The organism is Rhizobium sp. NFACC06-2, from assembly GCF_900101425.1.
In the GTDB taxonomy this organism is placed as follows: domain Bacteria; phylum Pseudomonadota; class Alphaproteobacteria; order Rhizobiales; family Rhizobiaceae; genus Agrobacterium; species Agrobacterium leguminum.
On record NZ_FMVA01000014.1, the window covers coordinates 30594 to 55804 of the forward strand.

Below are 25211 nucleotides of genomic sequence, written 5' to 3' on the forward strand. Positions count from 1 at the left end.
TACGCCCGCATGGCCTCAGTTGGCAAGAACCCGCTGCGACGGAAAGGTGATTTCTACCAGCGTGCCTTCATTCGGCGTGGAGGTGATGGAGAAATTCGCCCGGTTGGCGTCCACCATGGCCTTGGTCAGCGGCAGGCCGAGTCCGGTGCCGTCGCCGCGCACACGTTTGCCGGAGGAGGCCACCTGCCGGAACGGCTTCATGGCCTGTTCCAGTTCCGCCCGGGTCATGCCGATGCCGGTGTCGCGAATGCGCAGCGACACGCTGCCATTGGCCTCATAGGCGGTGGACACCACGATCTGGCCGCCCGACGGGGTGAAGCGGATGGCGTTCGACAGGATGTTCAGCACGATTTGCTTGATCGAGCGCAGGTCGGCGACGATCTGCGGCACGGATTGCGCAAGTGCGGTGCGGATGATGACGCGCTGGTTGTTGGCCTGCGGCTGCACCAGCGAGACCGCCTCGGCCACCGTTTCGTTGAGCGGCACGGCGACGAAATCCACATCCATCTGCCCGGCCTCGATCTTGGAAATATCGAGCAGATCATTGACGATGTCGAGCACATGCCGGCCGGAACGGCCGATATCATTGGCATATTCCACATAACGCGGATGGCCGATCGGCCCGAAACGTTCGGTCGCCATCATGTCGGCAAAGCCGATGATAGCATTGAGCGGCGTGCGGATTTCATGGCTGACGCGCGCCAGGAAATCGGTCTTGTGGGCATTGGCGGTTTCCGCCGCCCGCTTGGCGTTGCGCAGTTCTTCTTCCGTGCGCTTCCACTGGGTGATGTCACGGATAACCGCGCAATAGCCATGCGAGGATTTAAGCCGGCCGATGGTCATGAACAGCGGCAGGAAGCCGCCGGATGCTTCGCGGCCGATCACTTCGCGGCCGTCATTCAGCACGCTGGCGACACCGTTATTGGCAAGGCCGGAAAGATAATCCAGCACGGCGCGCTGGCTCTCATGGGCAAAAAGCGTGACGAAAGGCTTGCCGGCGATTTCACCATTGTCATAATTGAACAGCGCGCTGGCGGAGCGGTTGAGCGAGCGGATTTCGCCTTCGTCTCCGAGAAGCACCACCCCGTCGGTGGCCGTTTCCAGAATGGAATGCAGCTCCTCCACTTCGCCCTGCAACAGGGAGAGGCTGCCTGCTTCCGCATTTTCGGCATCGCCGGCAGCAATATTTTCGTTGGCGGCCGCAACCGGCGCCTGCTTTTCCTCAAGCGGCACCAGCGACAGCATCAGCGCCTTGGTTTCTTCCCAGCGGATGGATTGCAGCCGCGCCTTGACGGGGATGATGTCGTTGTCAGAGCTGACGACCACCATGCCGCCTTCGTTGTCCGGCATGTCCTCCAGCTCCTGCCGCTGCAGCAACGCTTCCAGACCGCCCACCTCTTCGAGTTCGGCGAGAGAGCCATAGCCCGTCAAGCGCAGGAAATCCGGGTTGGCGTGGATCAGCCTGTCGCCGGCATGCACCAGAAGCGCCACGGGCATCTGGTCCAGCGTCTCGGCTGTCAAGGCGTTCGCGGGGCGAACGGACGGGCTGACCATGGCGGCGGCAATATCGGCAGCCGGCCGCTTGTCGGCCGCAGGCTCTTCCTTTTCGTCGGAACCGCTTTCATCCGCCGGTGCGCGAATGGCAGCAGGCTGCTCGCCACGAACATAGTCGGCGAAAAGATCGTCTTCCTCCGCCGGTTCGGTTTTCCTGTCGTCATTTTCCGTTTCGGAGGCTGCGCTTTCTGAAGCATCCGCATCGATATCCTGCTGAATATCCTGCATGGTCGGCTCAGCGGAAATGGCTTCCGCATCCGTTTCCCGGTCTTCTTCGGAAGCAGCATCCGCCGGCGCCAGGGCTCGGCCGATTTCGCGGAAGGCGGCCTGCTCGCCTGCGGTCAGCCCCTCGCGGGAGCGCGAGCGGCGCTCCTCCAGATGGACGACCTTGTCGGAATAGGCCGGCTCCAGCGCGGGCGCTGCAACCGGCGCTTCGAATTCCGGCGGGGTATAAGCATGGTGCTCTTCTTCGGCCGAAACCACGTTCGATGCATCATCCGCCGCATCGGCCCCCGTTGCCGGGACCTCGTCCTCAGCGATGGAACCGGCGTCTTGCACCGCGTCGTCATCCTCATCGATAAAGGCCAGCAATTCGTGGCTTTCATCCTCAATAGTGGGCTGCGGCTGGGCTTCCGCCGGATCGGCCTCTTCGCCGTTGAGGAAGGTCAGGCCCGTGGCATGCGGGTCTTCGGCGGCATCGGCAAGCCGCACGATGCCAAAACCGCGGAAACCGTCGAATTCGCGTGAGCGCGTATAGGTGGGCAGGGCGGCAAGATCGATCGGCACCATCAGCGATGTGCCTTCCACCGGCCAGTAGATCGTCTTGCCCGACCATGTGTCGCGACGGCCGAGAAGCTCGCGAATCTTGCCGTCGGGATCGAGATTGAACAGGGCCGCGACATCGGCAAAGCCCATGCCTTCCACGGCAGCCGCCTTGGCGCCCACAGCCTCTGCAAATTCATGCGAGATCGAACTGAAGCGTCCTTCCGCATCGATTTTCCAGACGAAACGGGAAGCGCGCGCACCGGCATTGAAAACAAAAGGCTGCGCTTCTGCGCCAGCGCCGATGTCCGTTTCCTCGGCCTCCGTCTCCGCCGCTACCTCTTCATCCGCCGCAGGAGCAGCGTCTGATGGCGCGGTTTCAACGATTTCATCGTCCGCGACTGCGTTTTCTTCGACCCGGGTCTCTTCGGCAGGGGCATCGGCGATTGCCCGCTCGGTTAAGGGAGCTTCTGCCTCATCCTCATCGAGTTCGAAAAGATCGGCGATGTCGTCGGTCATCGCCACATGCGCAGCCGCGTCGGCGTCCTGCGCGGAAAGCGCCGCCGGGGTCTCCGCTCCGTTTTCCGGCAATGACAGAAGGCTGTTCTCATCTTGCTGCGCTGCCTCTTCCTCTTCGGGATCGGCCGGCAGTTCCTGCACCTCTTCCACATCCTCGATGCCAGCGACGGCATCGAGCACGGAATCGAAGGAGGTTGCAGCGGCAACAGGCGCGACCTCCGCAACCGGCAGTGCGGGCTCGGCGGCGGCTGGCGTTTCCTGCGGCCTGTCTTCTGCGAAACCATTGACGGGATCGAGTGTGCCCAGCGCGGTTTCGACCACGAACATCAGGTTCAGTTCGGGCGATGCCGCAATCTGGCCGGTGGCGGCGGGCAGGTAACCCTTGCCGGTCGGCACCGGCCGCTTGACGAGATGGCCGGACTGTCCGGCTGCCATTTTCACCAGTGTCCGCGCCGTGTGCGGGGTGATGCCCAGCGACGAAAAGCCGGGCGAGGCGGCGACAATCTCGTTCTCGCCGTTCAGAACCGCCATATGGATATCGGGGTCGTCGAAACCTTCGATCATGCGCCTGGCGCACTCCGCCGTGTCGGGTGGGACTTGGTCGGTGAGGGCGGAAAACAGGATGGCGGGCTGGCCGGGTTCGGCCTCGATGATTTCCGCGCGCGCCGTAATGGCAAGGCTGCGGAAGCCAGACGTGATGCGAATGGTAAACGGCAGGCTATCGCCTGCTTTGGAAAGCCGCGCCGCCGTGGCTGCCAGTTGCCGGAAGGTCACGTCCTGCGGTTTCGGGCCCTGTTCCAGAAAATCATAGACCATCGGTGTGCCGAACAGCGCCGCACCCCGGCCATTGGCCCAAAGGGCGTTTTTAAGGTCGAGCGAGAACAACGCCATGGCCGCGCCGCGCCCGAAACCTTCACGCACCCGTTCATGCACTGCGATATCGATAAAGGGATACTGGACGGCGGGCATGTCGAAACCTATTCTGGCACTACCGGACCTTGCGGGCTTTTCGGCTTCCTCATGAAGCTCTAAACGTAAACCCGCCGAGGCATCACGTTAACAGAATTTTAAATAACTTCACAGCGCGGTCCGGTCCACCATCCGCCGGATGAATCGCCAAATAGAGTTAACATCAACAGGCCGCTGCGGCCTCTTTATGTCAGCCCGGCCGATTGAAAAGCACTTGCCTTTCTCAGCCTTTTTTCGCAAAATTCGAAGAGGCACTTGCAAATGGGGAAAACACCTTTTATGTCACCCCCCGTGACGCCGCTTCGGCGTTTCATGTGCGGTTGTAGCTCAGTTGGTTAGAGCGCAGGTTTGTGGCACCTGAGGTCGGTGGTTCGACCCCACTCAACCGTACCATTCCCCTCTCCCAGTAAGTTATGCGTCACAAGGACTTTCCGGGAGAGGGGAATACTTTATCCAGACCGGTCCGCGCAGGCACCTCCCGATTTCCGAAAATCCGCAAAATTATTGCCATGTACGTGGTGGTTCCCACGCAACCTTGGTGACGTGTGAGCCTTTGCCACACGCCGCCCGGCAAAAACCATTTGGCTAAAATCGCTTGCGCTGGTATTGTCCGCCCAACGAAACCTTATGAAAGCCAGCAGCATAGCGTCTACGCTTGTGCGCGGCGAAATGGACAAGACAGTGATCGACCCCGGAAACGGCCCAAAGCCGTCGGAACAAGGGGCGTCGGTGGCGAACAAAGGGAAAGCGAAGCGATCCCGTCGTGGCAAGAAACACAAGCGTGACGGTCAGCCCCGTGACGCTGCTGTGCTGTCGCATGATGTTGCCGCGGATGTTCCGGCCGGTTCCTCCTATGCATCGGCTCTTGAGCCGGATGCCGAGCCGCGCAAGAGAAAGCGCCGCAGGCGCTCTCGCGGCAAGGGTGCCTCTCAGCAGGCTGCCCCAGCTTCCACCGTGCCGGCGCAGGCTCCAGCCGCAACAGATGCTGCCAATCCGTCCGTCGTGCCGCCGGGCGCAGGGCGAAAGTCGCGCCACCGCAAGCGTGGTCACCGCGATCCGCGCGGCCGCGATCCACAGGGCCGTCCGCTGGTTCCCACCCATGCGCCGAAACATGTCGGCAAGCAGAATGGTCGCGCCAATGGGGCCGGGCAGGAACCGCACCGGCAATCCGAAATATCCGCTCGTCACGCAGGCCGCCAGCATGAGCATGGCCAGGAGCCGCCGGCGGATATGTATGCCGCGCTCGATCTCGGCACCAATAATTGCCGGCTTCTGATCGCTCAGCCGACGCGGCCCGGCCAATTCCGGGTCGTCGATGCCTTTTCGCGCATCGTCCGGTTGGGCGAGGGGCTGGTGTCGAGCGGCCGGCTGTCCGACGACGCCATGGATCGAGCTGTCGAGGCGCTGAAAGTCTGCTCCGCGAAACTCTCGGGTCGCCCGATCAGGCGCATGCGGCTCATCGCCACCGAGGCCTGCCGCGCTGCGTCGAATGGCGAGGAATTTCTGGCGCGTGTGACGCGGGAAACGGGACTGAAGCTCGAAATCATCAGCCGCGAGACGGAAGCCCGCCTTGCGGTGTCTGGCTGTGCCTCCCTCGTCGGGCGCGAAGCACGCTCTGTCGTGCTGTTCGATATCGGTGGCGGATCGTCGGAAATCGCCGTAATCAAGGTCGGCGAAAACCGCTCAAACCGGCTCGCCAACCACATCACCCACTGGACCTCGTTGCCGGTCGGCGTCGTCACGCTTTCGGAACGCCATGGCGGGCGCGATGTGACGCCGGACGTCTTCGCCGCCATGGTGCGGGAAGTTGAAGGGCTGCTCGATGCCTTCCATTGCCCGCCTCTCGCGCCGCAAACCCATCACGAGGATTTTCATCTTATCGGAACTTCGGGCACGGTCACGACGCTTGCCGGCGTCCATCTCGATCTGCCGCGATACGATCGCCGCAAGGTCGATGGCCTCTGGCTTTCCGATGACGAGGTAACGGCCATGCAGGACAAGCTGCTGGCATGGGATTTCGCCGGCCGCGCCGCCAATGCCTGCATCGGGCCTGACAGGGCCGATCTGGTTCTGGCCGGCTGCGCCATTCTCGAGGCCATTCGCCGCCGCTGGCCGGCACGCCGCATGCGCGTCGCGGATCGCGGCCTTCGCGAAGGCCTTTTGACGGATATGATGGCGGATGACGGCGCATGGCGGCGCAACCGCATCAGGCGCATGCAGATGACACGGCAGGACAGGACGGAAGGTTTGACATGAGCAAGGCGCCGACAAGCAACAACCGCACCGGCCGCAAGATCGGCCAGAAGGTCAAGAAGACCAAGCTCAAGGCCTCGTCGCGCCGCTGGCTGGAACGTCATATCAACGACCCCTATGTGCAGCGCGCCAGGCTTGAAGGCTATCGCGCCCGCGCCGCCTTCAAGCTCCTGGAAATCAACGACAAGCACCAGATTTTGAAGGGCGCGCGCCGCATCATCGACCTTGGTGCGGCACCTGGAAGCTGGTCGCAGATCGCTTCGAAGGTGACGGATTCGACCGAGGACGATATTCGCGTCGCCGCCATCGATTTTCTCGAAATCGATCCCATTCCCGGTGTGAAAATCCTCCAGCTCGACTTCCTCGATCCCTCCGCGCCGGAAAAGCTGATGGAGGCCGTTGGCGGCACGCCCGATCTGGTGCTGTCGGACATGGCCGCGCCCACCACCGGTCACCAGAAGACCGACCATATCCGCACCATGCATCTGTGCGAAGTCGCGGCCGATTTCGCCGTTCAGGTGCTGGCGGAAGGCGGCCACTTCCTTGCGAAGACCTTTCAGGGCGGCACGGAAAAGGCGTTGCTGGATATGCTGAAGAAGAACTTCAAGCAGGTTCTCCACATCAAGCCGGCGTCCTCACGCTCGGAATCGGTGGAAATGTTCCTGCTTGCCAAGCACTTCAAGGGCCGCAAGAGCGAGCCGACCGACGCATACGAAGCCGAAGAGGCTTCCGAAGACTGATCACTCCGCCGGTTGTGAGACCTTGCCGCGGTGGCCGGAGACGGCCGCCCCGGCGTTGCCGTCCATGCGGATGATCGGCACGATGGCGAACAGCGATACCAGCGCCACGATGGTGAAGGCGATGTGGAAATCGGCGAGCTGCAGATGCGTGCCGGACATCATGCTGCTGACTTCCAGAATGGAGGCGGCGAAAGCCACACCCAGCGCCAGGCTGATCTGCTGCAGCACCGACGCCATCGAGGTCGCCTGGCTGGCCTGACTGTCCTCGATATCGGAATAGCTGAGCGCGTTCGATCCGGTGAAGAAGAAGGACCGGGCAAATCCCGCTGTCACAAGGAAGATCATGATCAGCGGATAAGGCGTTTCCGGGGTGAAGAAGCTGTTGGCGAGCGTGGTGCAGGCGCCGACGATGCCGGCCCCGATCAGTGTCGAGCGGAATCCGGTTGCCGCAAACACCCGCTTGGCCATGAATTTCGTGGTGATTGCGCCGATTGCGCCGGCAAAGGTGATCATGCCCGACTGGAACGGGTTAAGCCCGAAACCGATTTGCAGCATCAGCGGCATCAGAAAGGGTATGGCGCCCGTGGAAATGCGGAAAACGGTGCCGCCGACGGACGCCGCCCGGAAGGTCGCGTTCTGGAATATGCGGAAATCCAGAATGGGGGCGGGGTGGCGCGCGGCGTGGCGCAGATAAAGAAAACCGCAGATGAAACCGATGATCGTCGAGGCGATGCCGATGGCCGGGGGCAACGCCGGCAGGCTGACGACGGAGAGGCCGAACACCACGCCGGAGGCGGCGATGCCTGACAGCACGAAGCCCTTGCCGTCCATCGGCGGCGGGTTGGTGGTTTCGATTTCCGGCAGAAAGATCGTCGAGAGCCAGATGCCGATGACGCCGATGGGCACATTGATCAGGAAAATCCAGTGCCATGAAAAATAGGTGGTGATGAAGCCGCCGATGGGCGGGCCGGTCAGCGGCCCCACCAGCCCCGGAATTGTCAGCAGCGCCATGGCGGAGACGAGTTCGCTGCGCTTGGTCGTGCGCAAAAGCACGAGGCGGCCAACGGGCGTCATCATCGCCCCGCCCATGCCCTGTAGGAAACGCGAAAGCACGAATTCGAACACCGAGGACGACACCGCGCAGCAGATCGACCCCACCACGAAGACGCCGATGGCGAAACGGAAGATTTTCTTCGCGCCATATTTGTCGGCCATCCAGCCGCTGATGGGAATGAAGATCGCCAGCGCCACCATATAGGCCGTTAATGCGAGCTTGAGCGTGATCGGGCCGACATGAAGGTCGGCGGCAATTGCCGGCAGCGAGGTGGCGATGACGGTGGAGTCCATCTGCTCCATGAAGAGAGCGACTGCCAGGATGAGGGGAATGATGCGGTTCATGAGGCTGCCTGCGGCTTTCCGCTGCGACAAAGGATATCGCCGTTCCTCCTACGCCTGATAAGCGGGCTTGCCAACACGTTAATTATCAATTTCTCAAGTTCCGATCAAACCTGCGTGAGGCCGGTTTTCTTGCAACTTTATCGCTCTATTGTCCGTTGGCATGGTTCAGTTGGCGATCACGGCCAGTTGGCGATATCGGAGACAAGATAATGACCCAATCCTTGAGCATGAGCAGACGCGGCCTCATCGGTGCGGCGGGCGCAAGCGTTCTCGGTGCGCCGCTGTTGATGGCGCGCACGGCAACGGCCCAGACCAGCCAGCCGCAAACCTCCATGGAGATAGAACACGCGATGCCGCCTGAAACCAACCGCTTCAAGCTCGGCAATTTCGAAGTGCTGGTGGTGAAGGATGGCGCACGCGCGGCCCCCAATCCCGGCGAGACCTTCGGCACAGACCAGTCGGCCGAGACGGTCGGAAAATTGCTGGAAGACAATTTTCTGCCGAAGGAGCAATTCGTCAATTCCTTCTCGCCGGTCCTCGTCAATACCGGCACGGATCTCGTGCTGTTCGATACCGGTTTCGGTGAAGCCGGGCGCGGTGCGGGCAATGGCCGGTTAATCGAGGGCATGGCGGCGGCCGGTTATACGCCGGAAGATGTGACCGTGGTGGTGCTGACCCACATGCATGGCGACCATATCGGTGGGCTGATGGAAAAGGGTGCTCCGGCTTTTTCCAAGGCGCGCTACGTGTTCGGTCAGGCGGAATATGATTTCTGGACGGATGAGAAACGTGTCGGCACGCCTGCGGAAGGCGGTCACAAGGGCGTTCTCACGAACGTCAAGCCGCTGGCGGAAAAGGCGACCTTCATCGGCGACGGCGCCAGTGTCGTATCCGGGATTACCGGTGTGGCGGCCTTCGGTCATTCGCCGGGCCATATGATCTTCCGTGTCGAATCGGAAGGCAAACAACTCGTCCTGACGGCGGATACGGCCAACCATTTCGTCCTTTCCCTTCAGAAGCCAGACTGGGAGGTGAAGTTCGACATGGACAAGGCGGCCGCCGCCGCGACCCGTAAAAAGGTCTATGACATGATCGCCACCGACCGTTTGCCTTTCCTTGGGTATCACATGCCTTTCCCGGCGGTCGGTTACGCGGAGAAGCTGGATACAGGCTATCGTTTCGTGCCGAAATCCTACCAGTTCGACATCTAATGCATGTCGCGCAAAAGTGTTCAGCGGTTTTGCGATAACGACATGCATAAAAACAAGCAGTTATAGCGCGTCGTGTGGGGCAAGGACCCACACGACGCGCTATAACGTCTGCTGCAATGCAGCAACAAAGAAAGCCCGGAAGGCAATTCCGGGTTTTTTCTATTCCCTTCCTGTCATGAACGTGTTACCAGCCCTCGCCAACTTCCAAGCAATCCTTGCAGGGCGCCGGGGTGAACTTTTCGTTCCGGAACGGCCACGCATTTTCAGTATGAAGGAATTTGGTCATGGCACGCATCATTCAAACACCCACTGGTTTGGACGCTCTCACATTTGACGATGTGTTGCTGCAACCCGGACATTCCGAGGTTATGCCGGGACAGACGAATATCGCCACCCGCATTGCCCGCGATATCGATCTCAACCTGCCGATCCTCTCTTCCGCCATGGATACGGTTACCGAAGGCCGCCTCGCCATCGCCATGGCCCAGGCCGGCGGCATCGGCGTCATCCACCGCAACCTGACCCCCATCGAGCAGGCCGAAGAAGTGCGGCAGGTGAAGAAGTTCGAAAGCGGCATGGTCGTCAACCCGGTCACCATCGGCCCGGATGCGACGCTCGCTGAAGCACAGGCCTTGATGAAGGCGCATGGCATTTCCGGTATTCCGGTCGTTGAAAACGGCGGTTCCGGCGGCCACAAGAACGGCCGTCTGGTCGGCATTCTGACCAACCGCGACGTGCGCTTCGCCTCCGATCCGCAGCAGAAGATTTACGAACTGATGACACGTGAAAACCTGGTCACGGTCAAGGAAAGCAGCGTCGATCAGCAGGAAGCGCGCCGCCTGCTGCACAAGCACCGCATCGAAAAGCTGCTGGTTGTGGATGCCAAGGGCAATTGCGTCGGCCTCATCACCGTCAAGGATATCGAGAAGTCGCAGCTGAACCCCAACGCCACCAAGGATGCGCAGGGCCGCCTTCGCGCCGCTGCCGCCATCAGCGTTGGTGCAGATGCCATCGAGCGCGCCGAGCGCCTCATCGATGCCGGTGTCGACCTTTTGGTCGTCGATACCGCGCATGGCCATTCGCAGCGCGTGCTGGATGCCGTCTCGCAGGTTAAGAAGATGTCGAACTCGGTTCGCATCATCGCCGGCAATGTCGCCACAGCCGACGGCACCAAGGCGCTGATCGATGCCGGCGCCGATGGCGTCAAGGTCGGTATCGGCCCAGGCTCCATCTGCACCACCCGCATCGTCGCCGGCGTCGGCGTTCCACAGCTTGCGGCTATCATGTCGTCGGTTGAAGTCGCCAATGCGGCTGATATCCCCGTCATCGCCGATGGCGGCATCAAGTTCTCGGGCGATCTGGCCAAGGCAATCGCCGCCGGCGCTTCCGCCGTCATGATCGGCTCGCTGCTGGCCGGCACGGATGAAAGCCCGGGTGAAGTGTTCCTCTATCAGGGCCGTTCCTTCAAGGCCTATCGTGGCATGGGCTCTGTCGGTGCCATGGCCCGCGGTTCGGCAGACCGCTATTTCCAGGCGGAAGTGCGCGACACGCTGAAGCTCGTTCCGGAAGGCATCGAAGGTCAGGTTCCCTACAAGGGTCCGGTTTCCGGTGTCCTGCACCAGCTGGCAGGTGGCCTCAAGGCCGCCATGGGTTATGTTGGCGGCAGCAACATCAAGGAATTCCAGGAGCGCGCCACCTTCGTTCGCATCTCCAGCGCGGGCCTGCGCGAAAGCCACGCCCATGACGTGACGATCACCCGCGAAAGCCCGAACTACCCCGGCGCGGTTTGATCTTTCGAGGCGAATCCGTAAAAAGATACTGAGTATTTGGCGCTCCCCGATTCATGCCGGATCGGGGAGCGTTTTCATGATTGGAGAAGAAAGCATGTCACCCACGACCGCAATGTTCTGGCCGATGATCGCCCATGTCTTTCTGGTCTTCTGCCTTTATGCGCTCCTGATCATCCGGCGCAACAAATACACCTTCAAGGATCGCGAATCGGCGATCAAGCTGCGCGATCGGGGCGAAGAGGCGCGCGAAAGCCATCTGGTGAACCGAAACATCGCCAACCAGTTCGAACTGCCGGTGCTGTTCCACATCGCCTGCCTGCTGCTCTACATCACGGATGCGGACAATATCGTCACCGTCGTTCTGGCATGGCTGTTCGTGCTCTCGCGTTATGCCCATTCCTATGTCCACGTCACCAGCAACCGCCTGCGTCAGCGTGGCGCATTGTTCGGCATCGGCTTTGCGCTGGTCGTCTGCCTGTGGGCATGGCTCGCCATATGGTTGGCGCTGGAGTAAATCAGCACCGTGAGGTTGCCTCATAACTGAGACAATCCTGCCTTGCAAAATGCTCCGATTTGCGATGGGTCAATTCCATGACGCCCCATCCCCGTTAATCTCTGCCTGCCGTCGAGGATTTCAGGCGAGCAGAGATTAGGGAGTATGTCATGGCTAAGACAATGAAGGCAGCCGTCGTCCGCGTGTTTGGAAAACCGCTGACCATCGAGGAAGTGGCGATACCGGATCCCGGCCCGGGTGAAATTCTCATCAACTACAAGGCGACGGGCATTTGCCACACCGACCTGCACGCCGCAACCGGCGACTGGCCGGTCAAACCCAATCCGCCTTTCATCCCCGGCCACGAAGGTGTGGGTTACGTGGCCAAGATCGGCGCTGGCGTCACGGGCATCAAGGAAGGCGACCGCGCCGGCACGCCCTGGCTCTACACCGCCTGCGGCTGCTGCATTCCCTGCCGCACGGGCTGGGAAACGCTGTGCCCGAGCCAGAAGAATTCCGGCTATTCCGTCAATGGCAGCTTTGCCGAATACGGCCTCGCCGATCCGAAATTCGTCGGCCGCCTGCCGGACAATCTCGATTTCGGCCCGGCCGCACCGGTGCTCTGCGCCGGCGTTACCGTCTATAAGGGGCTGAAAGAAACCGAGGTCAGGCCCGGTGAGTGGGTGGTCATTTCAGGCATTGGCGGGCTTGGCCACATGGCCGTGCAATATGCCAAGGCCATGGGCATGCATGTCGTTGCCGCCGATATTTTCGACGACAAGCTGGCGCTTGCGAAGAAACTCGGAGCCGATGTCACCGTCAATGGCCGCGCGCCAGATGCGGTGGAGCAGGTGCAGAAGGCGACCGGCGGCGTCCACGGCGCGCTGGTGACGGCGGTGTCGCCCAAGGCCATGGAGCAGGCTTATGGCTTCCTGCGCTCCAAGGGCACCATGGCGCTTGTCGGCCTGCCGCCGGGCTTCATCTCCATTCCGGTGTTCGACACGGTGCTGAAGCGCATCACGGTGCGCGGCTCCATCGTCGGCACGCGGCAGGATCTGGAGGAAGCGTTGACCTTTGCCGGCGAAGGCAAGGTGGCGGCCCATTTCTCCTGGGATAAGCTCGAAAACATCAACGATATCTTCCACCGCATGGAAGAGGGCAAGATCGACGGCCGTATCGTCGTGGACCTCGCCGCCTGATGTGAAAACTGGCTGGCGGCGCTCACGTAAATGTGTGGCGCCGCTTGCCCCCGCCTCGTTCCCCACGGGGCGATCTGCGCTATCCTTCCGCATCCGTGCGTTCAAGGAGGATAGAGCGATGGACAAGCCCAAGATCACGCAGGCCATGATCGACGCTTACGATGAATATACCCATCTCAGTCTCGATCGCCGCAAATTCATGGAAAAGCTCACCGTATTGGCAGGGTCCGGTGCAGCAGCGGCGGCCATCGCCCCGCTTCTTTCGGCCAACAGCGCCCGTGCGGCTGTCATCGCGGCCGATGACGACAGGATTGTCGCCGAGGAGGTGACCTATCCCGCCCCCGGCGGTGAGATGAAGGGTTACCTCGTTACGCCGAAAGCCGCTTCCGGCCCCATCGGCTCGGTCATCGTCATCCACGAGAACCGTGGTCTGAACGACCATATTCGTGACGTGGCACGGCGGGTGGCGCTCGCCGGTTTTCGGGCGCTTGCTGTCGATTTCCTCTCACCGCAGGGCGGTACGCCCGCCGATGAGGAGAAGGCGCGGCAGATGTTCAGCGGTCTCGATATGGACGCGACCGTCGCCAATGCCGAAGCGGGCCGGGTATGGCTTGCCGCAAGGCAGGGAGCGAATGGCAAGGTCGGAGCAGTCGGTTTTTGCTGGGGCGGCGGGCTGGTCAACCGTTTCGCCACCAAATCGGCAGGTTTGAATGCCGGCGTCGCCTATTACGGCCAGCAGGCCCCGGCGGCCGATGTACCGGCCATCAAGGCGCCGTTGCTTTTGCACTATGCGGGTCTCGACGAGCGCATCAATGCCGGCATCGACGCCTATAAGAAGGCGCTGGAGGAAAACGGCAAGACCTTTGAAATCTTCGTCTATGACGGCGTCAACCACGCCTTCAACAATGACACGTCCTCGGCGCGCTACGACAAGGCGGCCGCCGATCTCGCCTGGGGCCGGACGACGGAGTTCTTCAAGAAATATCTGGCATAGCCCGTCATATTCGGTCTGTTATGGTGCAGCCTTTCGGAAGACTGGAAGGCTGCAGCATGGACCGGGATGGCATGCGGTTTACGCAGGCTTTCGAAAAGATCACGCGCGCAGTTCCTGAAACCGAACAGTCACGCGCAAACCGGGATTGTTGTCCGCTAGCGTCACGGCGGCACCATGTAATTCCGCTATGGCTTTGACAAGGCTCAGGCCAAGGCCGGATCCCGCGGTAGTTCTGCTCTTCTCGACGCGATAGAACCGGTCGAACACCTGCGCCCGGTCTTCATCTGAAATGCCCGGCCCGTTATCGGCGATATTTAACAGGACCTGTCCGTCCTCGCGTGATACGTCGAGCCAAATTCTTGATCCGACGGGGGTGTGCCGCATGGCGTTGGACAACAGGTTCGTCAATAATTGGCGAATGAGATCAGGGTCGCCATCGATCCAGCCGCCGTCTACGGCATCGCGCATCGTCAGTTGATAGCCTTCCTCTGCCGCGATAACCTCGTAGGTTTCGTAGATTTCGCCGACGACATCGCAAAGATCGAAGGCGGTGAATCGAGCCGTTCTGCTTCGCGCTTCGATCTGCGCAATCCGCAGAAGAGCGTCGAACGTATTGGCTATGGACCGCAACTCTTCGAGGGCGGTCTCTACACCGATCCTCATCTCGTCTACCGTATGCGCAATGAGTGCATCCTCCAGCACGAGGAATGTCCGGCCGATCGGGGTCTTGAGGTCATGGGCGACGTCGGTGGTTACCTGCTTCAATGCCGCGACGCTGGATTCCAGTCTTGCCAGAGCCACATTGATTTCCACTGACAATATGTCGATTTCATCCATGCGTGACGACACCGGAAGTCGTTTTGAAAGCTCGCCATGTCCGATAGCGTGGGCAATTTGCGTCAGCGACGAGATGCGGTAGCGCGTTCGATACGCCAATATGGCGGCCCCCGCCATTCCCATGGAAAGAACGATCGCGGTCGCCCAGCCGAAACTGATGAGAACGATGCGGGCCAGTTCGTCGGTGTCCCCGGAGTTGATCCCCACCACGAGAGTGTTTGGCCCCAGGGGACCCTTGAAAAGCTTGTAGTGGGAAACACTGCCGTGATGGTCGTCAGGTTCAAGGATCGAATAACCGGATGGGGTGTCCGAAAACCGATTGCTTCCCGCCAGCAGTTCTCCAACCGGGCTGCGCAATGCGTAGATGGTCTCCTGCCCCCGGATGGCGGGGCCATGATTGTCGATCATGTCTACGGCGCCCTGAAGGCCGCGTGCGTCGAAGGCCGATGCGATCTCCCGGTAACGCTCCTGGACACTGGCGTTTAGGCGTTCATCAAGGAAACTGACGACCATCTGATAGGCCGCGATGTTCGCGCCAAGCGATGCCGTGACGAACAGGACGATGTAGATGACCGCCAGTCTGACGGCGGTGCTCTTCAGAAAGCTACCGCCGGGCATAAAGCGTATAACCCGTGTTCTTGACCGTATGCAGAAGCGGTTGATCGAAAGGCTTGTCGATTTTCGCCCTCAACCGGCTGATATGTGTCTCCACGACGGAGCTTTGCGGGTCGAAATTGAAGTTCCAGATTTTTTCGAGAAACATCGTTTTCGTCAGGATTCGACCTTCGTTGCGCATGAGCAGTTCCAGAAGCGAGAACTCGCGTGGCAAGAGGTCGATCCGCTGCCCCCCGCGCGACGTTGTTCTGGTGACGAGGTCCATTTCGAGGTCGCCGACACGCAGGCGCGTCTTCTCCGTGGCAATGGGCGGCCGCCGAACGAGAGCATTGATCCTGGCCGTCAATTCCGAGAAAGCGAAAGGTTTTACCAGATAGTCGTCGCCGCCGGCTTCCAGCCCTTCGACACGGTCATCAACACCGCTCATCGCCGTCAGAAAAAGGATGGGAACGCGTATCGAAGCCGCACGCAGGCTTTTGACCAGATTGAGACCGTCGAGGCCTGGGATCATGCGGTCAACAACGGCGATGTCGTATCCCCCATCCAGTCCCGCAGCCAGTGCGTCACGCCCGTCCCTGACCCAGTCGACCGTATGGCCAGCCGAGGTTAACCCCTTCGTAATATAGTTTCCGGTTGTATTATCGTCTTCTACAAGAAGTATTTTCATGGATGATGACGTTGCCTGAAAATTGGATTTTTTCTACGGGGCGGTTGGTTCTGATCACGCCGTGAATCGGGCTTTATTGGGGCATTTCACGGATCTGCAGATTTACAAATTTGTATAGTTGGCGACAGATGGCTGAAAATCCGGGGTTTTACTTTCACGATGCTGCAAGTCGCAGTGTTACCCGTTATGAGGATCTAGACCATGATCAAAAATCTGACCATCGCCGCCTTCGCCCTGATCGCCGCAACCTCTACCGCCTTTGCAAACGGTATTCTCAGCGACACTGCTTCGCCGATTGCAAAGATCACCCAGGATCACGCAAATGCCGGTGATACGGCGATATCTGCCTCCAACCCGGAAGTTCGTTTCCGCGTGCTCGACAACGGCATGGTCGAACGCACGAACAGCCGTTTCGACACCTCCATGATGATCGATCCGTCGGACGAGCTTCGCGACCGCAACCGCCGATAAGTTTTATGATGACGGCAGGCTCGGCGGTTAGAGGCCGCCGAGCTTATCCGCGTCGCGGCAACAACCCATACTACCGCGAAGCGTCAGCCGCATTAAGGATGAGCGGCCGCAAAACGAACCATATGGCGGCTTGGCAAGCGATACGGATTTCAGCTTTTGCCGCGCTTCAAATGCTCGTCGAGTCTCGGCATGATCTCCACGAAATTGCAGGGCAGGTGGCGATAATCGAGCTGGGCTTTCAGAATGCCGTCCCACGCATCCTTGCACGCACCCGGCGAGCCGGGCAGCACGAAGATGAAGGTCGCGTTCGCCACGCCGCCGGTCGCGCGTGACTGGATGGTGGCGGTGCCGATCTTGTCATAGGAGATGCGGTGGAAGAGGGCGGAAAACCCATCCATGCGTTTTTCGAACAGCGGCTCCAGCGCTTCCGGCGTCACATCGCGGCCGGTAAAACCGGTGCCGCCGGTGGTGATGACCACATCCACGCCTTCAGCGAGCGTCCAGTCGCGAACCGTGCCGGCAATCGCTGCCTTATCATCAGGCACGATGGCGCGGGCCGCGAGCCTGTGGCCCGCTTCCTCCAGCCTTGCGACGAGCGTATCGCCGGATTTGTCGTTCTCCAGCGTGCGGCTGTCCGAAACGGTCAAAACCGCAATGCCAAGGGGAATGAAGGGTCTTTCGCCTGCCATGGCCTTATCCTCGAAGTATCTGGTCTTCAAATGGTCCGCGTCGCCTGAAAATACCAGCCGGGGCGTTTCTTCCGAAGCGATGTTTCCGCTTTCCTGGCCGCTTCAAGGGAATGAAAAATCCCGAAACAGGTTGCTCCCGAACCGGACATGCGCACAAGCGCAGCACCTTCCTGCGACAGCAACCCAATGATTTCCCCGATCTCCGGCAGAAGCGCTTGGGCCGACGGTTGCAGATCGTTACGGCTTTGGGCGAGAAAATCCATCCAGCCGATTGTCGCAGAGGCGGGCAGGGGCGGATTGGTCTTGGTCTGCAATCGCCGGAAAATCTCCGGCGTCGAGACCGCCTTCAGCGGATTGGCCAGAACCATCACCAGGTCGGGCAGATCGGTTAGCGGTTCGATGTCCTCGCCGATGCCGCGCGCGATCAGGGATCGGCTCTCAAGGCACATCGGCACATCCGCCCCGAGCGTCAGCGCCATGGATGCAAGCGTATCCGGTGCGATCCCGGCACGCCAGTGCCGCAAAAGCCCCCGCAGTGTCGCCGCCGCATCCGCCGAGCCGCCGCCGATACCGGAAGCCACGGGCAGGTTCTTTTCAAGATGAATGGCGACCGGGGGGGCTGCCTGCCCCGTCGATGCGAGCGCATTGCGCAACAGGTCCCTGGCACGGGTGACGAGGTTATCGCCGCCATCGCCCGCGCGCAAAAGATCGCCGAAAGGGCCTGAGATGGAGAAACTGTCGGCATCGGTGTCGCGAATACGGATCGTGTCGCCGGCTTCGGTAAAGGTCACCAGCGTTTCGAGCAGGTGATACCCATCCGCTCGCTGGCCGGTCACATGCAGCGCCAGATTGATCTTGGCCGGGGCCGCCTCGATGGTCTCGGTGGCCCCGGAAACGTCATGCCCGCGCATGCGGCGTCAGGATTTCTTGTCCGGAGTGGCAGCCGGTGCCGGTGCCGGAGGAGCCGCCGGGACCGGCGCGACCTCCTTCTTGGCGGTATTTTCGGCGTCCTTTTCCACCGGCGGCAGGCCGTTGGCGATCTTTTCCTTCACCTTGGCCTTGTCCACGTCGTCGCTGTCGCCGATCAATGCGCGGTTCCACTGATAGACCGCCTCGATCTTGCGGCCGACCCGCCAGTAGGCGTCGCCCAGATGGTCGTTGATGGTCGGATCGCCGGCTTTCAGTTCGATTGCCCGCTCCAGCTCGGTCACGGCCTCATCGAAAGCGCCGAGGCGATAATGCGCCCAGCCGAGCGAGTCGACGATATAGCCGTCATTCGGCCTAAGCTCGACGGCGCGGCTGATCATCTTCATGCCGTCGTCAAGATTGATGCCCTTGTCCACCCAGGAATAACCGAGATAGTTCAGCACCTGCGGCTGCTCGGGGTTCAATTCCAATGCCCGCTTGAAATTCGGTTCGGCCTTGTCCCATTCCTTCAGCCGCTCATAGGCGATGCCGCGCTGGAAGAACACCGACCAGTCGGACTTCTGCGGCACGGCGCCGATTACCTCGATGGCCTTGTCGTAGTTTTCGGCCATGGCGCGGTAATCCTTGGCGTCCGAAAGCACGCTGCCATAAGCGAGATAGGAACGGACGTCCTTCGGATCGGATTCAAGCAGGGACTGGAGATGCTTGCGCGCCTCGTCCACCTTGCCGGTCTGCGCGAGCGTCAGTCCGAGCTGCAGCTCGGAAATGCGATACATCGGCGAATCCTTCGGCACCTCGCGGTAGAAGGCGATGGCGCGGTCAGGCTGTTTGAGCGCTTCGGAGAGACCGCCGAGAAGGATGAGCGTATCCGGGCTCTTCGGATCGAGCGCGCGCGATGTCTGCAGATAAAGCGTGACGATTTCTTCCGCACCTTCGCGGTTCAAGGCACCGGCAATGGAGAACATGACGCTCGCAGCACCCTCCACGGCATTGGTGATCTGCTGTTCCGGCTTTTCACCGTTTTCGATGGACTGGCGAAGCGCTTTCAGCGGCGCGTAATTCGGTGCGAAAGTGTCGCCGACCGCAATCGCATCCAGCGCCTTCTGCCTGTTGCCGGCGGAAGCCTCCAGCCGGGCAAGCGCCATCACCGCGCGCATATAGGTATCGGAGGCGGTTGCCCCGCCTTCGCGGTCCGTCACCGCTTCGTTCAGGCTCTTGCGGGCGGCTTCATTGTTGCCGGAAACAAGGGCGATGGCCGCCGCATTGTATTTCTGGAAGATCGAAATCCAGCCCGGGCCCTTCATATTGTTGACCAGCGCCAGCGCTTCCTTCGGCTTGCCGGAACCGGCACGCGCCCAGGCGGTCAAAAGCGTGTTGACCATGCGGTCGAGATCGTTCGGACCGGTATATTTCAGGATCTTCTCGGCCTTGGCGAATTCCTTGTCCTTGATGGCGTCGAGACCGCGCACGATAGTCGTCACGCGCTCCACCGAGGTATCGTCCTTCATCGAATCGGCGATCTTGGCGCCGGCCTCGAAATTGCCGCTCAGAAGTTCGGCGATCATCAACCGCTGGCGGATTTCCGTATTGGCCGGATCGAATTCCAGCGCCTTTTTGTAAAGCGAAATCGCGGTGGGATAATCCTGATCGACATCGGCATTGCGCCCGGCGAGGAAGGCGCCGGAGAAGGTGTTCACCTTGCCGGGATCGAACGTAACGGCCTTGTCTTCCGGTGTCGCCTTCGTCTCCGCAAAGCCGGGGCTTGCACCCGCGCCGATTGCGAGAGCAGCGGCAAGAGCCGCGCTGCAGAGAAGACGGAGTGCTGGTTTACGCCGCATGAGGGAACCTTTGCCTTTGTGCAGAAGCACGGAAAAATCAGTTTCCATTGTTGGTCACGATAGAATGGCTTTTTTGAAGCAGCCCCGCAAGAAATTATGGCCCCGGCCACAATCACGCCTTGCGGAGAAGCTGGCCCGGAACCCTGGGCGGATGGTCTTTTCCATCCGCCTTTCGCCCGGCCTCTAGCGTCAGTTCAGACGCTCGATGCAGAAGTCGATCACTTCCAGAAGCGCATCTTTCCAGGGGCTCTGCGGCAGCGGTGCGAGCGCATCGCGGGCGATGGTGCCGTAATGCGTGGCGCGGCCGATCGTATCGCCAAGACCGTTGTATTTGGTAATCAGGCCCAGCGCCTTTTCAAGGTTCCCGTCGCTGCTCTCACCCTTTTCGATGGCGTTGCGCCAGAAGGCGCGCTCATCCTGCGTGCCGCGACGATAGGAGAGGATGACTGGCAGCGTGATCTTGCCTTCGCGGAAATCGTCGCCGGTATTCTTGCCGAGATCGGCGGATTTTCCACCGTAGTCCAGCACATCGTCGACCAGCTGGAAGGCGAGGCCGAGATTCATGCCGTAGGATTTCAGTGCGCTGCGGGTCGCCTTGTCGGTCTTGGCGACGATGGGGCCGACTTCCGCCGCCGCCGCAAAAAGGGCGGCCGTCTTGGCGCGAATCACCTGCAGATAATCGTCTTCGGTCGTTTCCATGTTCTTGGCGACGGAAAGCTGCAGAACCTCGCCTTCGGCGATCACCGAGGCAGCGGTGGACAGCACGTCGAGCGCATCGAGAGAGCCGACATCCACCATCATGCGGAAGGCCTGGCCGAGCAGGAAGTCGCCGACGAGAACGCTCGCCTGGTTGCCCCATATGGTGCGGGCGGTGGATTTGCCGCGGCGCAGATCGCTTTCATCCACCACATCGTCATGCAGAAGCGTTGCCGTGTGCATGAATTCGACGCTGGTGGCGAGCTTGATGTGGTTGTCGCCCTTGTAACCGAACATCGAGGCGGAGGCGAGCGTCAGCATCGGCCGCAGGCGCTTGCCGCCGGAAGAGATGAGGTGGTTGGCCACCTCGGGTATCATCTGGACATCGGAACCGGCCTTGGAAAGGATAAGCTGGTTTACCCGTTCCATATCGGGGCGGGTCAGGTCGACAAGCGGCTTGACGGATGCGAGTTTGTTTTTGCTTTCTTCAAGCGGTATGACGACGCCCAAGGGACAGGACTCCAGTTCGAATTTGAATTCGACAATAAAAACTGACGCCTTGCGCGGCAAGGGGCGAATTGCCGCTAGCCATTCAAAAAGATGGGAATTTAAGGTCTATCCATGCGTGAACTGATCCGTACCAACGATGCCGTGCTGCTCTCCTTCGCCGAAAGCCTGATGAGGGATGCCGGCATCCATTGCCTCATCGCCGATCAGGCGATGAGCATTCTGGAAGGATCGCTCGGTCTTTTGCCGCGAAGGTTTCTGGTGGAGGAAGATCGGGCAGATCAGGCCCGCCGCATTCTCATCGATGCCGGGCTCGGCGACGAGTTGCGCAACGAAGAGGCTTGAACGGCGGTGGGCGACGGCATTTCCGAAACGATCGACGCCTTTCACCGGGGCCGGTTTCACATCATCCAGCCGAAGGGCAGGGGGCACCGGGCCGGCATGGACGCCATGCTTCTGGCCTCGCTGGTGGCGGATGAGCGTGCCTGCCGGATTGCCGATCTCGGCGCGGGCGCGGGGGCTGCCGGCATGGCGGTTGCGGCGCGGCTCGAAAAGGCCGAGGTGACGCTTTACGAACGCTCGCCGGAAATGGCGCAATTTGCCCGCCGCAGCCTCGAACTACCTGAGAATGCTGCCTTTTCCGCTCGCGTGAATGTACGCGAAGCCGATGTGACACTGCGGGCGAAAGCACGCGCCGAAGCGGGGTTGCCCGATGATCATTTCCATCACGTCATCATGAACCCGCCCTATAACGATGCGGATGACCGCCGCACACCGGATGCCCTGAAGGCCGAAGCGCATGCCATGACCGATGGCCTGTTCGAAGACTGGATCAGGACCGCGGGCGCGATCATGGTGCCGGGTGGGCAGCTTTCCCTGATTTCAAGGCCGCAATCGGTGGCGGAGATCATCGCCGCCTGCGGCAGCCGTTTCGGCGGCCTCGAAATCACCCTCATTCATCCGCGCCTTGGCGAGGATGCGGTGCGCATGCTCATCACCGCCGTCAAGGGTTCACGGGCGCGGCTGTCGTTCCGCGCACCGCTCATCATGCATGAGACCGGCAGCCATGCCTTCACCCCCTTCGTGGATGACCTGAACAATGGCCGCGCCGCCTATTCGCGTAATGTAAGGGCAATCCGGACCGCGTCATAAATATCGCCGTTCCGCCGGCCGCAAACCATTGTGTTTTCCGGGGCGATACATACATCCGTGACGAACGGATAAATGCTGCGAGGATTGAGTAGTGGGTTTTCTGAAGTATCTGGTGCCGAAACGCTTTCGTAAAAAGGAGCTCGTCATCCCGGTTGTGCGCATGCACGGTGCGATCATGGCCGGCGGCAACCAGTTCCGCCCCGCCCTCAATCTCGCCTCCTATGCGCCGCTTCTGGAAAAGGCCTTCGCCGTCAAGGATGCCCCGGCCGTCGCCATTTCGCTCAATTCGCCCGGCGGTTCGCCGGTGCAGGCGCGGATGATCTATAACCGCATCCGCCAGCTCGCCGAAGAAAAGGAAAAGAAGGTCCTGATCTTCGTGGAAGACGTTGCAGCCTCCGGCGGTTACATGATCGCGCTTGCCGGTGATGAAATCATCGCGGATCCCACCTCCATCGTTGGTTCCATCGGCGTCGTCTCCGGTGGTTTCGGTTTTCCGGAAATGCTGAAGAAGATCGGCGTGGAACGCCGTGTCTATACCGCCGGCGAGAACAAGGTCATCCTCGATCCCTTCCAGCCGGAAAAGGAAGGCGATATCGATTACCTGAAGTCGCTTCAGGTCGAAATCCACAATGTTTTCATCGATATGGTCAAGATGCGCCGCGGCTCGAAACTGAAGGGCGACGAGGCGATCTTCTCCGGCCTGTTCTGGACCGGCATGCGCGGCCTCGACCTCGGCCTGATCGACGGGCTGGGCGACATGCGCGAGGTTCTGCGCCGCCGTTACGGTGAGAAGGTCAAGCTCCAGCTTGTCAGCGGCGGGCGCACTCTATTCGGCAAAAAGATGCCGGGCGTCAATGCTGCTCTTGACGTGAATGCCGAAAGGCTGGCCGCCGGTGCGGTATCGGGGCTTGCGGAAATCGCCGAAGAAAAGGCATTGTGGTCGCGTTTCGGTCTATGATGTCTCGGGAATGAAGCCTTATGGCGCAGCTCATTACAATTATTCTTCTGGTGGTGGGATCCGTCATCCTTTACCGCCGCTTCGTCCGCGACGCGGAAAAGCTCTCGGCAAAATCGAAACAGCGCGAGAAGGAACGCGAGACCGGCGCCATCGGCACGCTGATCAAGGACCCGGAAACCGGCGAATACCGCGTGAAGCGCGAGGATGAGGCGTAATTTTCCTGTAACGCAGAATTTGCTATAGTCGCTTTCGATTAAGGAGACCGTCATGCGTGTCACGAAATGGGGCGATAGTCTTGCGGTCCGCATTCCGGCGGATGTCGCGGAAGCCTTGCATATCAAGGAAGGCGACGAGGTGGATGTCTCTGTACCCGTACAGGAACCGTCTGCTTCCATTTCGCAGGAGGAGCGCGAAAAGATACTATCGTATATTCGCGCTCAGCGATGGCAGCTGCCGCCGGGCTGGAAATTCGACCGCGAAGAGGCAAATGAGCGTTGAGCCATTTGCCCTTTCTCGATACGAATATCTTCATCTACGCCTTTCTGGACGACGAACGGTCATCCAAGGCCCAAGAGATCGTTTCGAAACCTTATGTGACGAGCGTTCAGGCATTTAACGAATTTGCGAGTGTTGTCCGGCGGAAGTGGCCACAAAAATGGGGCGAAATCCACAGATCGCTGGATGGTCTCCGCCGAATGGCCGTGACGGTCGTCGAACTCAATGTGCAGTTAAATGCGAGCGCTATTGATCTTGTCGATAAATATAACTTCGCCTTCTATGACGCATTGATGGTAGCAGCGGCTCTGAAGGCGGAAAGCAATGTTTTCCTCTCCGAAGACATGCATGACGGTCTCACCGTCGAAGGGCGGATGAAGATCGTCAACCCGTTCACCGCCCGTCTCCACGCATAAAACCTTGACCCTCACGCCATGCCGTGGCACCAGTCCGCATCCGAAGTAAGTCAATGCTTACTTGTCCTCCTAACACCGCGATGACTGCAATGACCGATGTTCCCGACCATATGAACCCGAAGCGTTCCTTTCAGGCGCTGATCCTGACGCTGCATAATTACTGGGCCGACAAGGGCTGCGCGGTGTTGCAACCCTACGATATGGAAGTGGGCGCGGGTACGTTCCATCCGGCAACCACGCTGCGCGCGCTTGGGCCAAAGCCGTGGAAGGCCGCTTACGTGCAGCCCTCGCGCCGCCCGTCCGATGGGCGTTACGGCGAGAACCCTAACCGTTTGCAGCATTATTACCAGTATCAGGTCATTCTGAAGCCCAATCCTTCCAACTTGCAGGAACTCTATCTCGGTTCGCTGAAGGCCATCGGCCTCGACCCTCTGCTGCACGATGTGCGCTTCGTCGAAGACGACTGGGAAAGCCCGACGCTCGGCGCCTGGGGTCTTGGCTGGGAATGCTGGTGCGACGGCATGGAAGTGTCGCAATTCACCTACTTCCAGCAGGTCTGCGGCATCGAATGCTCGCCGGTCGCTGGCGAGCTTACCTATGGTCTGGAGCGTCTCGCCATGTATGTTCAGGGCGTCGACAATGTCTACGACCTGAACTTCAACGGCCGCGAAGGCGAAGAGAAGATTTCCTATGGTGACGTCTTCCTCCAGGCCGAGCAGGAATATTCCCGGCATAACTTCGAATTTGCCGACACCGCCATGCTGCATCGCCATTTCATCGACGCCGAAAAGGAATGCCAGGCGCTTCTCGCCGCCGGCGCGCCCGGTGACAACGACAATCAGCGCCTGCACAAATGCGTTTTCCCGGCCTATGACCAGTGCATCAAGGCCAGCCACGTCTTCAACCTTCTGGATGCGCGCGGCGTAATTTCGGTCACGGAACGCCAGAGCTATATCCTGCGCGTGCGCACGCTGGCGAAAGCCTGCGGCGAAGCCTTCCTGCTGACGGATGCGGGCGGATCGAACTGGAACAGGGCCGCCTGAACCTTTATGTAAGGCGGG

At 60.4% G+C, this 25211-nt stretch carries 23 protein-coding genes and 1 tRNA gene; 16 read left to right on the plus strand and 8 right to left on the minus strand.

What is annotated here, in order from left to right:
• Nucleotides 1-15: 15 nt before the first annotated feature.
• Nucleotides 16-3804, minus strand: coding sequence for an ATP-binding protein (locus F3H58_RS20825; RefSeq protein ID WP_149743613.1), 3789 nt, complete (start codon nucleotides 3802-3804; stop codon nucleotides 16-18).
• A 316-nt stretch (nucleotides 3805-4120) separates the two neighbouring features.
• Here F3H58_RS20825 and F3H58_RS20830 point away from each other — a divergent pair.
• The 3 genes from F3H58_RS20830 (at nucleotide 4121) to F3H58_RS20840 (ending at nucleotide 6797) form a co-directional block, all read left to right on the plus strand.
• Nucleotides 4121-4197 (plus strand) — tRNA-His (locus F3H58_RS20830).
• A 234-nt stretch (nucleotides 4198-4431) separates the two neighbouring features.
• Entirely contained in the window at nucleotides 4432-6060 is a 1629-nt protein-coding gene (locus F3H58_RS20835; RefSeq protein ID WP_188129007.1) for a Ppx/GppA phosphatase family protein, read from the plus strand.
• Nucleotides 6057-6797: an RlmE family RNA methyltransferase gene (locus F3H58_RS20840; RefSeq protein ID WP_149743615.1), complete on the plus strand. Its 741-nt coding sequence runs from the start codon at nucleotides 6057-6059 to the stop codon at nucleotides 6795-6797. The genes F3H58_RS20835 and F3H58_RS20840 overlap by 4 nt, the downstream gene beginning before the upstream one ends.
• Here F3H58_RS20840 and F3H58_RS20845 read toward each other — a convergent pair whose 3' ends face one another.
• The gene (locus tag F3H58_RS20845) at nucleotides 6798-8195 is read right to left on the minus strand and encodes an MDR family MFS transporter (RefSeq protein ID WP_035236057.1); all 1398 of its coding nucleotides are present in this window, start codon (nucleotides 8193-8195) and stop codon (nucleotides 6798-6800) included. It abuts the gene before it with no gap.
• Between the two features lie 209 nt (nucleotides 8196-8404).
• Here F3H58_RS20845 and F3H58_RS20850 point away from each other — a divergent pair, with 209 nt between their 5' ends.
• The 5 genes from F3H58_RS20850 to F3H58_RS20875 all read left to right on the plus strand — a co-directional run bounded on the left by F3H58_RS20850 (nucleotide 8405) and on the right by F3H58_RS20875 (nucleotide 13882).
• The gene (locus F3H58_RS20850; protein ID WP_188129008.1) at nucleotides 8405-9406 is read left to right on the plus strand and encodes an MBL fold metallo-hydrolase; all 1002 of its coding nucleotides are present in this window, start codon (nucleotides 8405-8407) and stop codon (nucleotides 9404-9406) included.
• Between the two features lie 284 nt (nucleotides 9407-9690).
• Entirely contained in the window at nucleotides 9691-11196 is a 1506-nt protein-coding gene (gene guaB / locus F3H58_RS20860) for an IMP dehydrogenase (RefSeq protein ID WP_065654415.1), read from the plus strand.
• 112 nt (nucleotides 11197-11308) lie between these two features.
• Nucleotides 11309-11710, plus strand: coding sequence for an MAPEG family protein (locus tag F3H58_RS20865; protein ID WP_004432719.1), 402 nt, complete (start codon nucleotides 11309-11311; stop codon nucleotides 11708-11710).
• Between the two features lie 149 nt (nucleotides 11711-11859).
• The gene (gene adhP / locus F3H58_RS20870; protein ID WP_149743616.1) at nucleotides 11860-12888 is read left to right on the plus strand and encodes an alcohol dehydrogenase AdhP; all 1029 of its coding nucleotides are present in this window, start codon (nucleotides 11860-11862) and stop codon (nucleotides 12886-12888) included.
• 118 nt (nucleotides 12889-13006) lie between these two features.
• Nucleotides 13007-13882, plus strand: coding sequence for a dienelactone hydrolase family protein (locus F3H58_RS20875; protein WP_149743617.1), 876 nt, complete (start codon nucleotides 13007-13009; stop codon nucleotides 13880-13882).
• A gap of 99 nt (nucleotides 13883-13981) precedes the next feature.
• Here the strand turns inward: F3H58_RS20875 and F3H58_RS20880 are convergent, their stop codons facing one another.
• A complete protein-coding gene (locus F3H58_RS20880; protein WP_149743618.1) occupies nucleotides 13982-15337 on the minus strand; it encodes a sensor histidine kinase in 1356 nt (451 codons plus the stop codon).
• The gene (locus tag F3H58_RS20885; protein ID WP_149743619.1) at nucleotides 15324-16001 is read right to left on the minus strand and encodes a winged helix-turn-helix domain-containing protein; all 678 of its coding nucleotides are present in this window, start codon (nucleotides 15999-16001) and stop codon (nucleotides 15324-15326) included. The genes F3H58_RS20880 and F3H58_RS20885 overlap by 14 nt, the downstream gene beginning before the upstream one ends.
• Nucleotides 16002-16202: 201 nt before the next feature.
• Between F3H58_RS20885 and F3H58_RS20890 the strand changes: the two genes are divergently transcribed.
• The gene (locus F3H58_RS20890) at nucleotides 16203-16472 is read left to right on the plus strand and encodes a hypothetical protein (protein WP_149743620.1); all 270 of its coding nucleotides are present in this window, start codon (nucleotides 16203-16205) and stop codon (nucleotides 16470-16472) included.
• A gap of 149 nt (nucleotides 16473-16621) precedes the next feature.
• On the opposite strand, the gene moaB is transcribed toward F3H58_RS20890, so the two are convergent.
• The 4 genes from moaB to F3H58_RS20910 form a co-directional block, all read right to left on the minus strand.
• Nucleotides 16622-17161 (minus strand): molybdenum cofactor biosynthesis protein B, encoded by a 540-nt coding sequence (gene moaB / locus F3H58_RS20895; protein ID WP_188129009.1) that lies wholly within the window; start codon nucleotides 17159-17161, stop codon nucleotides 16622-16624.
• 26 nt (nucleotides 17162-17187) lie between these two features.
• A complete protein-coding gene (locus F3H58_RS20900; RefSeq protein WP_149743622.1) occupies nucleotides 17188-18072 on the minus strand; it encodes a 4-(cytidine 5'-diphospho)-2-C-methyl-D-erythritol kinase in 885 nt (294 codons plus the stop codon).
• 6 nt (nucleotides 18073-18078) lie between these two features.
• The gene (locus F3H58_RS20905) at nucleotides 18079-19926 is read right to left on the minus strand and encodes a tetratricopeptide repeat protein (RefSeq protein WP_149743623.1); all 1848 of its coding nucleotides are present in this window, start codon (nucleotides 19924-19926) and stop codon (nucleotides 18079-18081) included.
• A 189-nt stretch (nucleotides 19927-20115) separates the two neighbouring features.
• A complete protein-coding gene (locus tag F3H58_RS20910) occupies nucleotides 20116-21132 on the minus strand; it encodes a polyprenyl synthetase family protein (protein ID WP_149743624.1) in 1017 nt (338 codons plus the stop codon).
• Nucleotides 21133-21243: 111 nt separating this feature from the next.
• On the opposite strand from F3H58_RS20910, the gene F3H58_RS20915 reads away from it, so the two are divergent.
• The 7 genes from F3H58_RS20915 to F3H58_RS20945 all read left to right on the plus strand — a co-directional run bounded on the left by F3H58_RS20915 (nucleotide 21244) and on the right by F3H58_RS20945 (nucleotide 25193).
• Nucleotides 21244-21474, plus strand: a complete 231-nt coding sequence (locus F3H58_RS20915; protein ID WP_020813603.1) for a putative signal transducing protein — start codon at nucleotides 21244-21246, stop codon at nucleotides 21472-21474.
• 6 nt (nucleotides 21475-21480) lie between these two features.
• Nucleotides 21481-22281, plus strand: a complete 801-nt coding sequence (locus tag F3H58_RS20920; RefSeq protein ID WP_149743625.1) for a tRNA1(Val) (adenine(37)-N6)-methyltransferase — start codon at nucleotides 21481-21483, stop codon at nucleotides 22279-22281.
• Between the two features lie 91 nt (nucleotides 22282-22372).
• A complete protein-coding gene (locus F3H58_RS20925) occupies nucleotides 22373-23239 on the plus strand; it encodes a S49 family peptidase (protein ID WP_188129011.1) in 867 nt (288 codons plus the stop codon).
• A gap of 20 nt (nucleotides 23240-23259) precedes the next feature.
• The gene (locus tag F3H58_RS20930; RefSeq protein ID WP_004432742.1) at nucleotides 23260-23454 is read left to right on the plus strand and encodes an NfeD family protein; all 195 of its coding nucleotides are present in this window, start codon (nucleotides 23260-23262) and stop codon (nucleotides 23452-23454) included.
• A gap of 52 nt (nucleotides 23455-23506) precedes the next feature.
• Nucleotides 23507-23737: an AbrB/MazE/SpoVT family DNA-binding domain-containing protein gene (locus F3H58_RS20935; RefSeq protein ID WP_149743626.1), complete on the plus strand. Its 231-nt coding sequence runs from the start codon at nucleotides 23507-23509 to the stop codon at nucleotides 23735-23737.
• A complete protein-coding gene (locus tag F3H58_RS20940; RefSeq protein ID WP_149743627.1) occupies nucleotides 23734-24150 on the plus strand; it encodes a PIN domain-containing protein in 417 nt (138 codons plus the stop codon). The genes F3H58_RS20935 and F3H58_RS20940 overlap by 4 nt, the downstream gene beginning before the upstream one ends.
• 80 nt (nucleotides 24151-24230) lie before the next feature.
• Entirely contained in the window at nucleotides 24231-25193 is a 963-nt protein-coding gene (locus F3H58_RS20945; RefSeq protein ID WP_188129012.1) for a glycine--tRNA ligase subunit alpha, read from the plus strand.
• The last annotated feature ends 18 nt before the right edge of the window (nucleotides 25194-25211 follow it).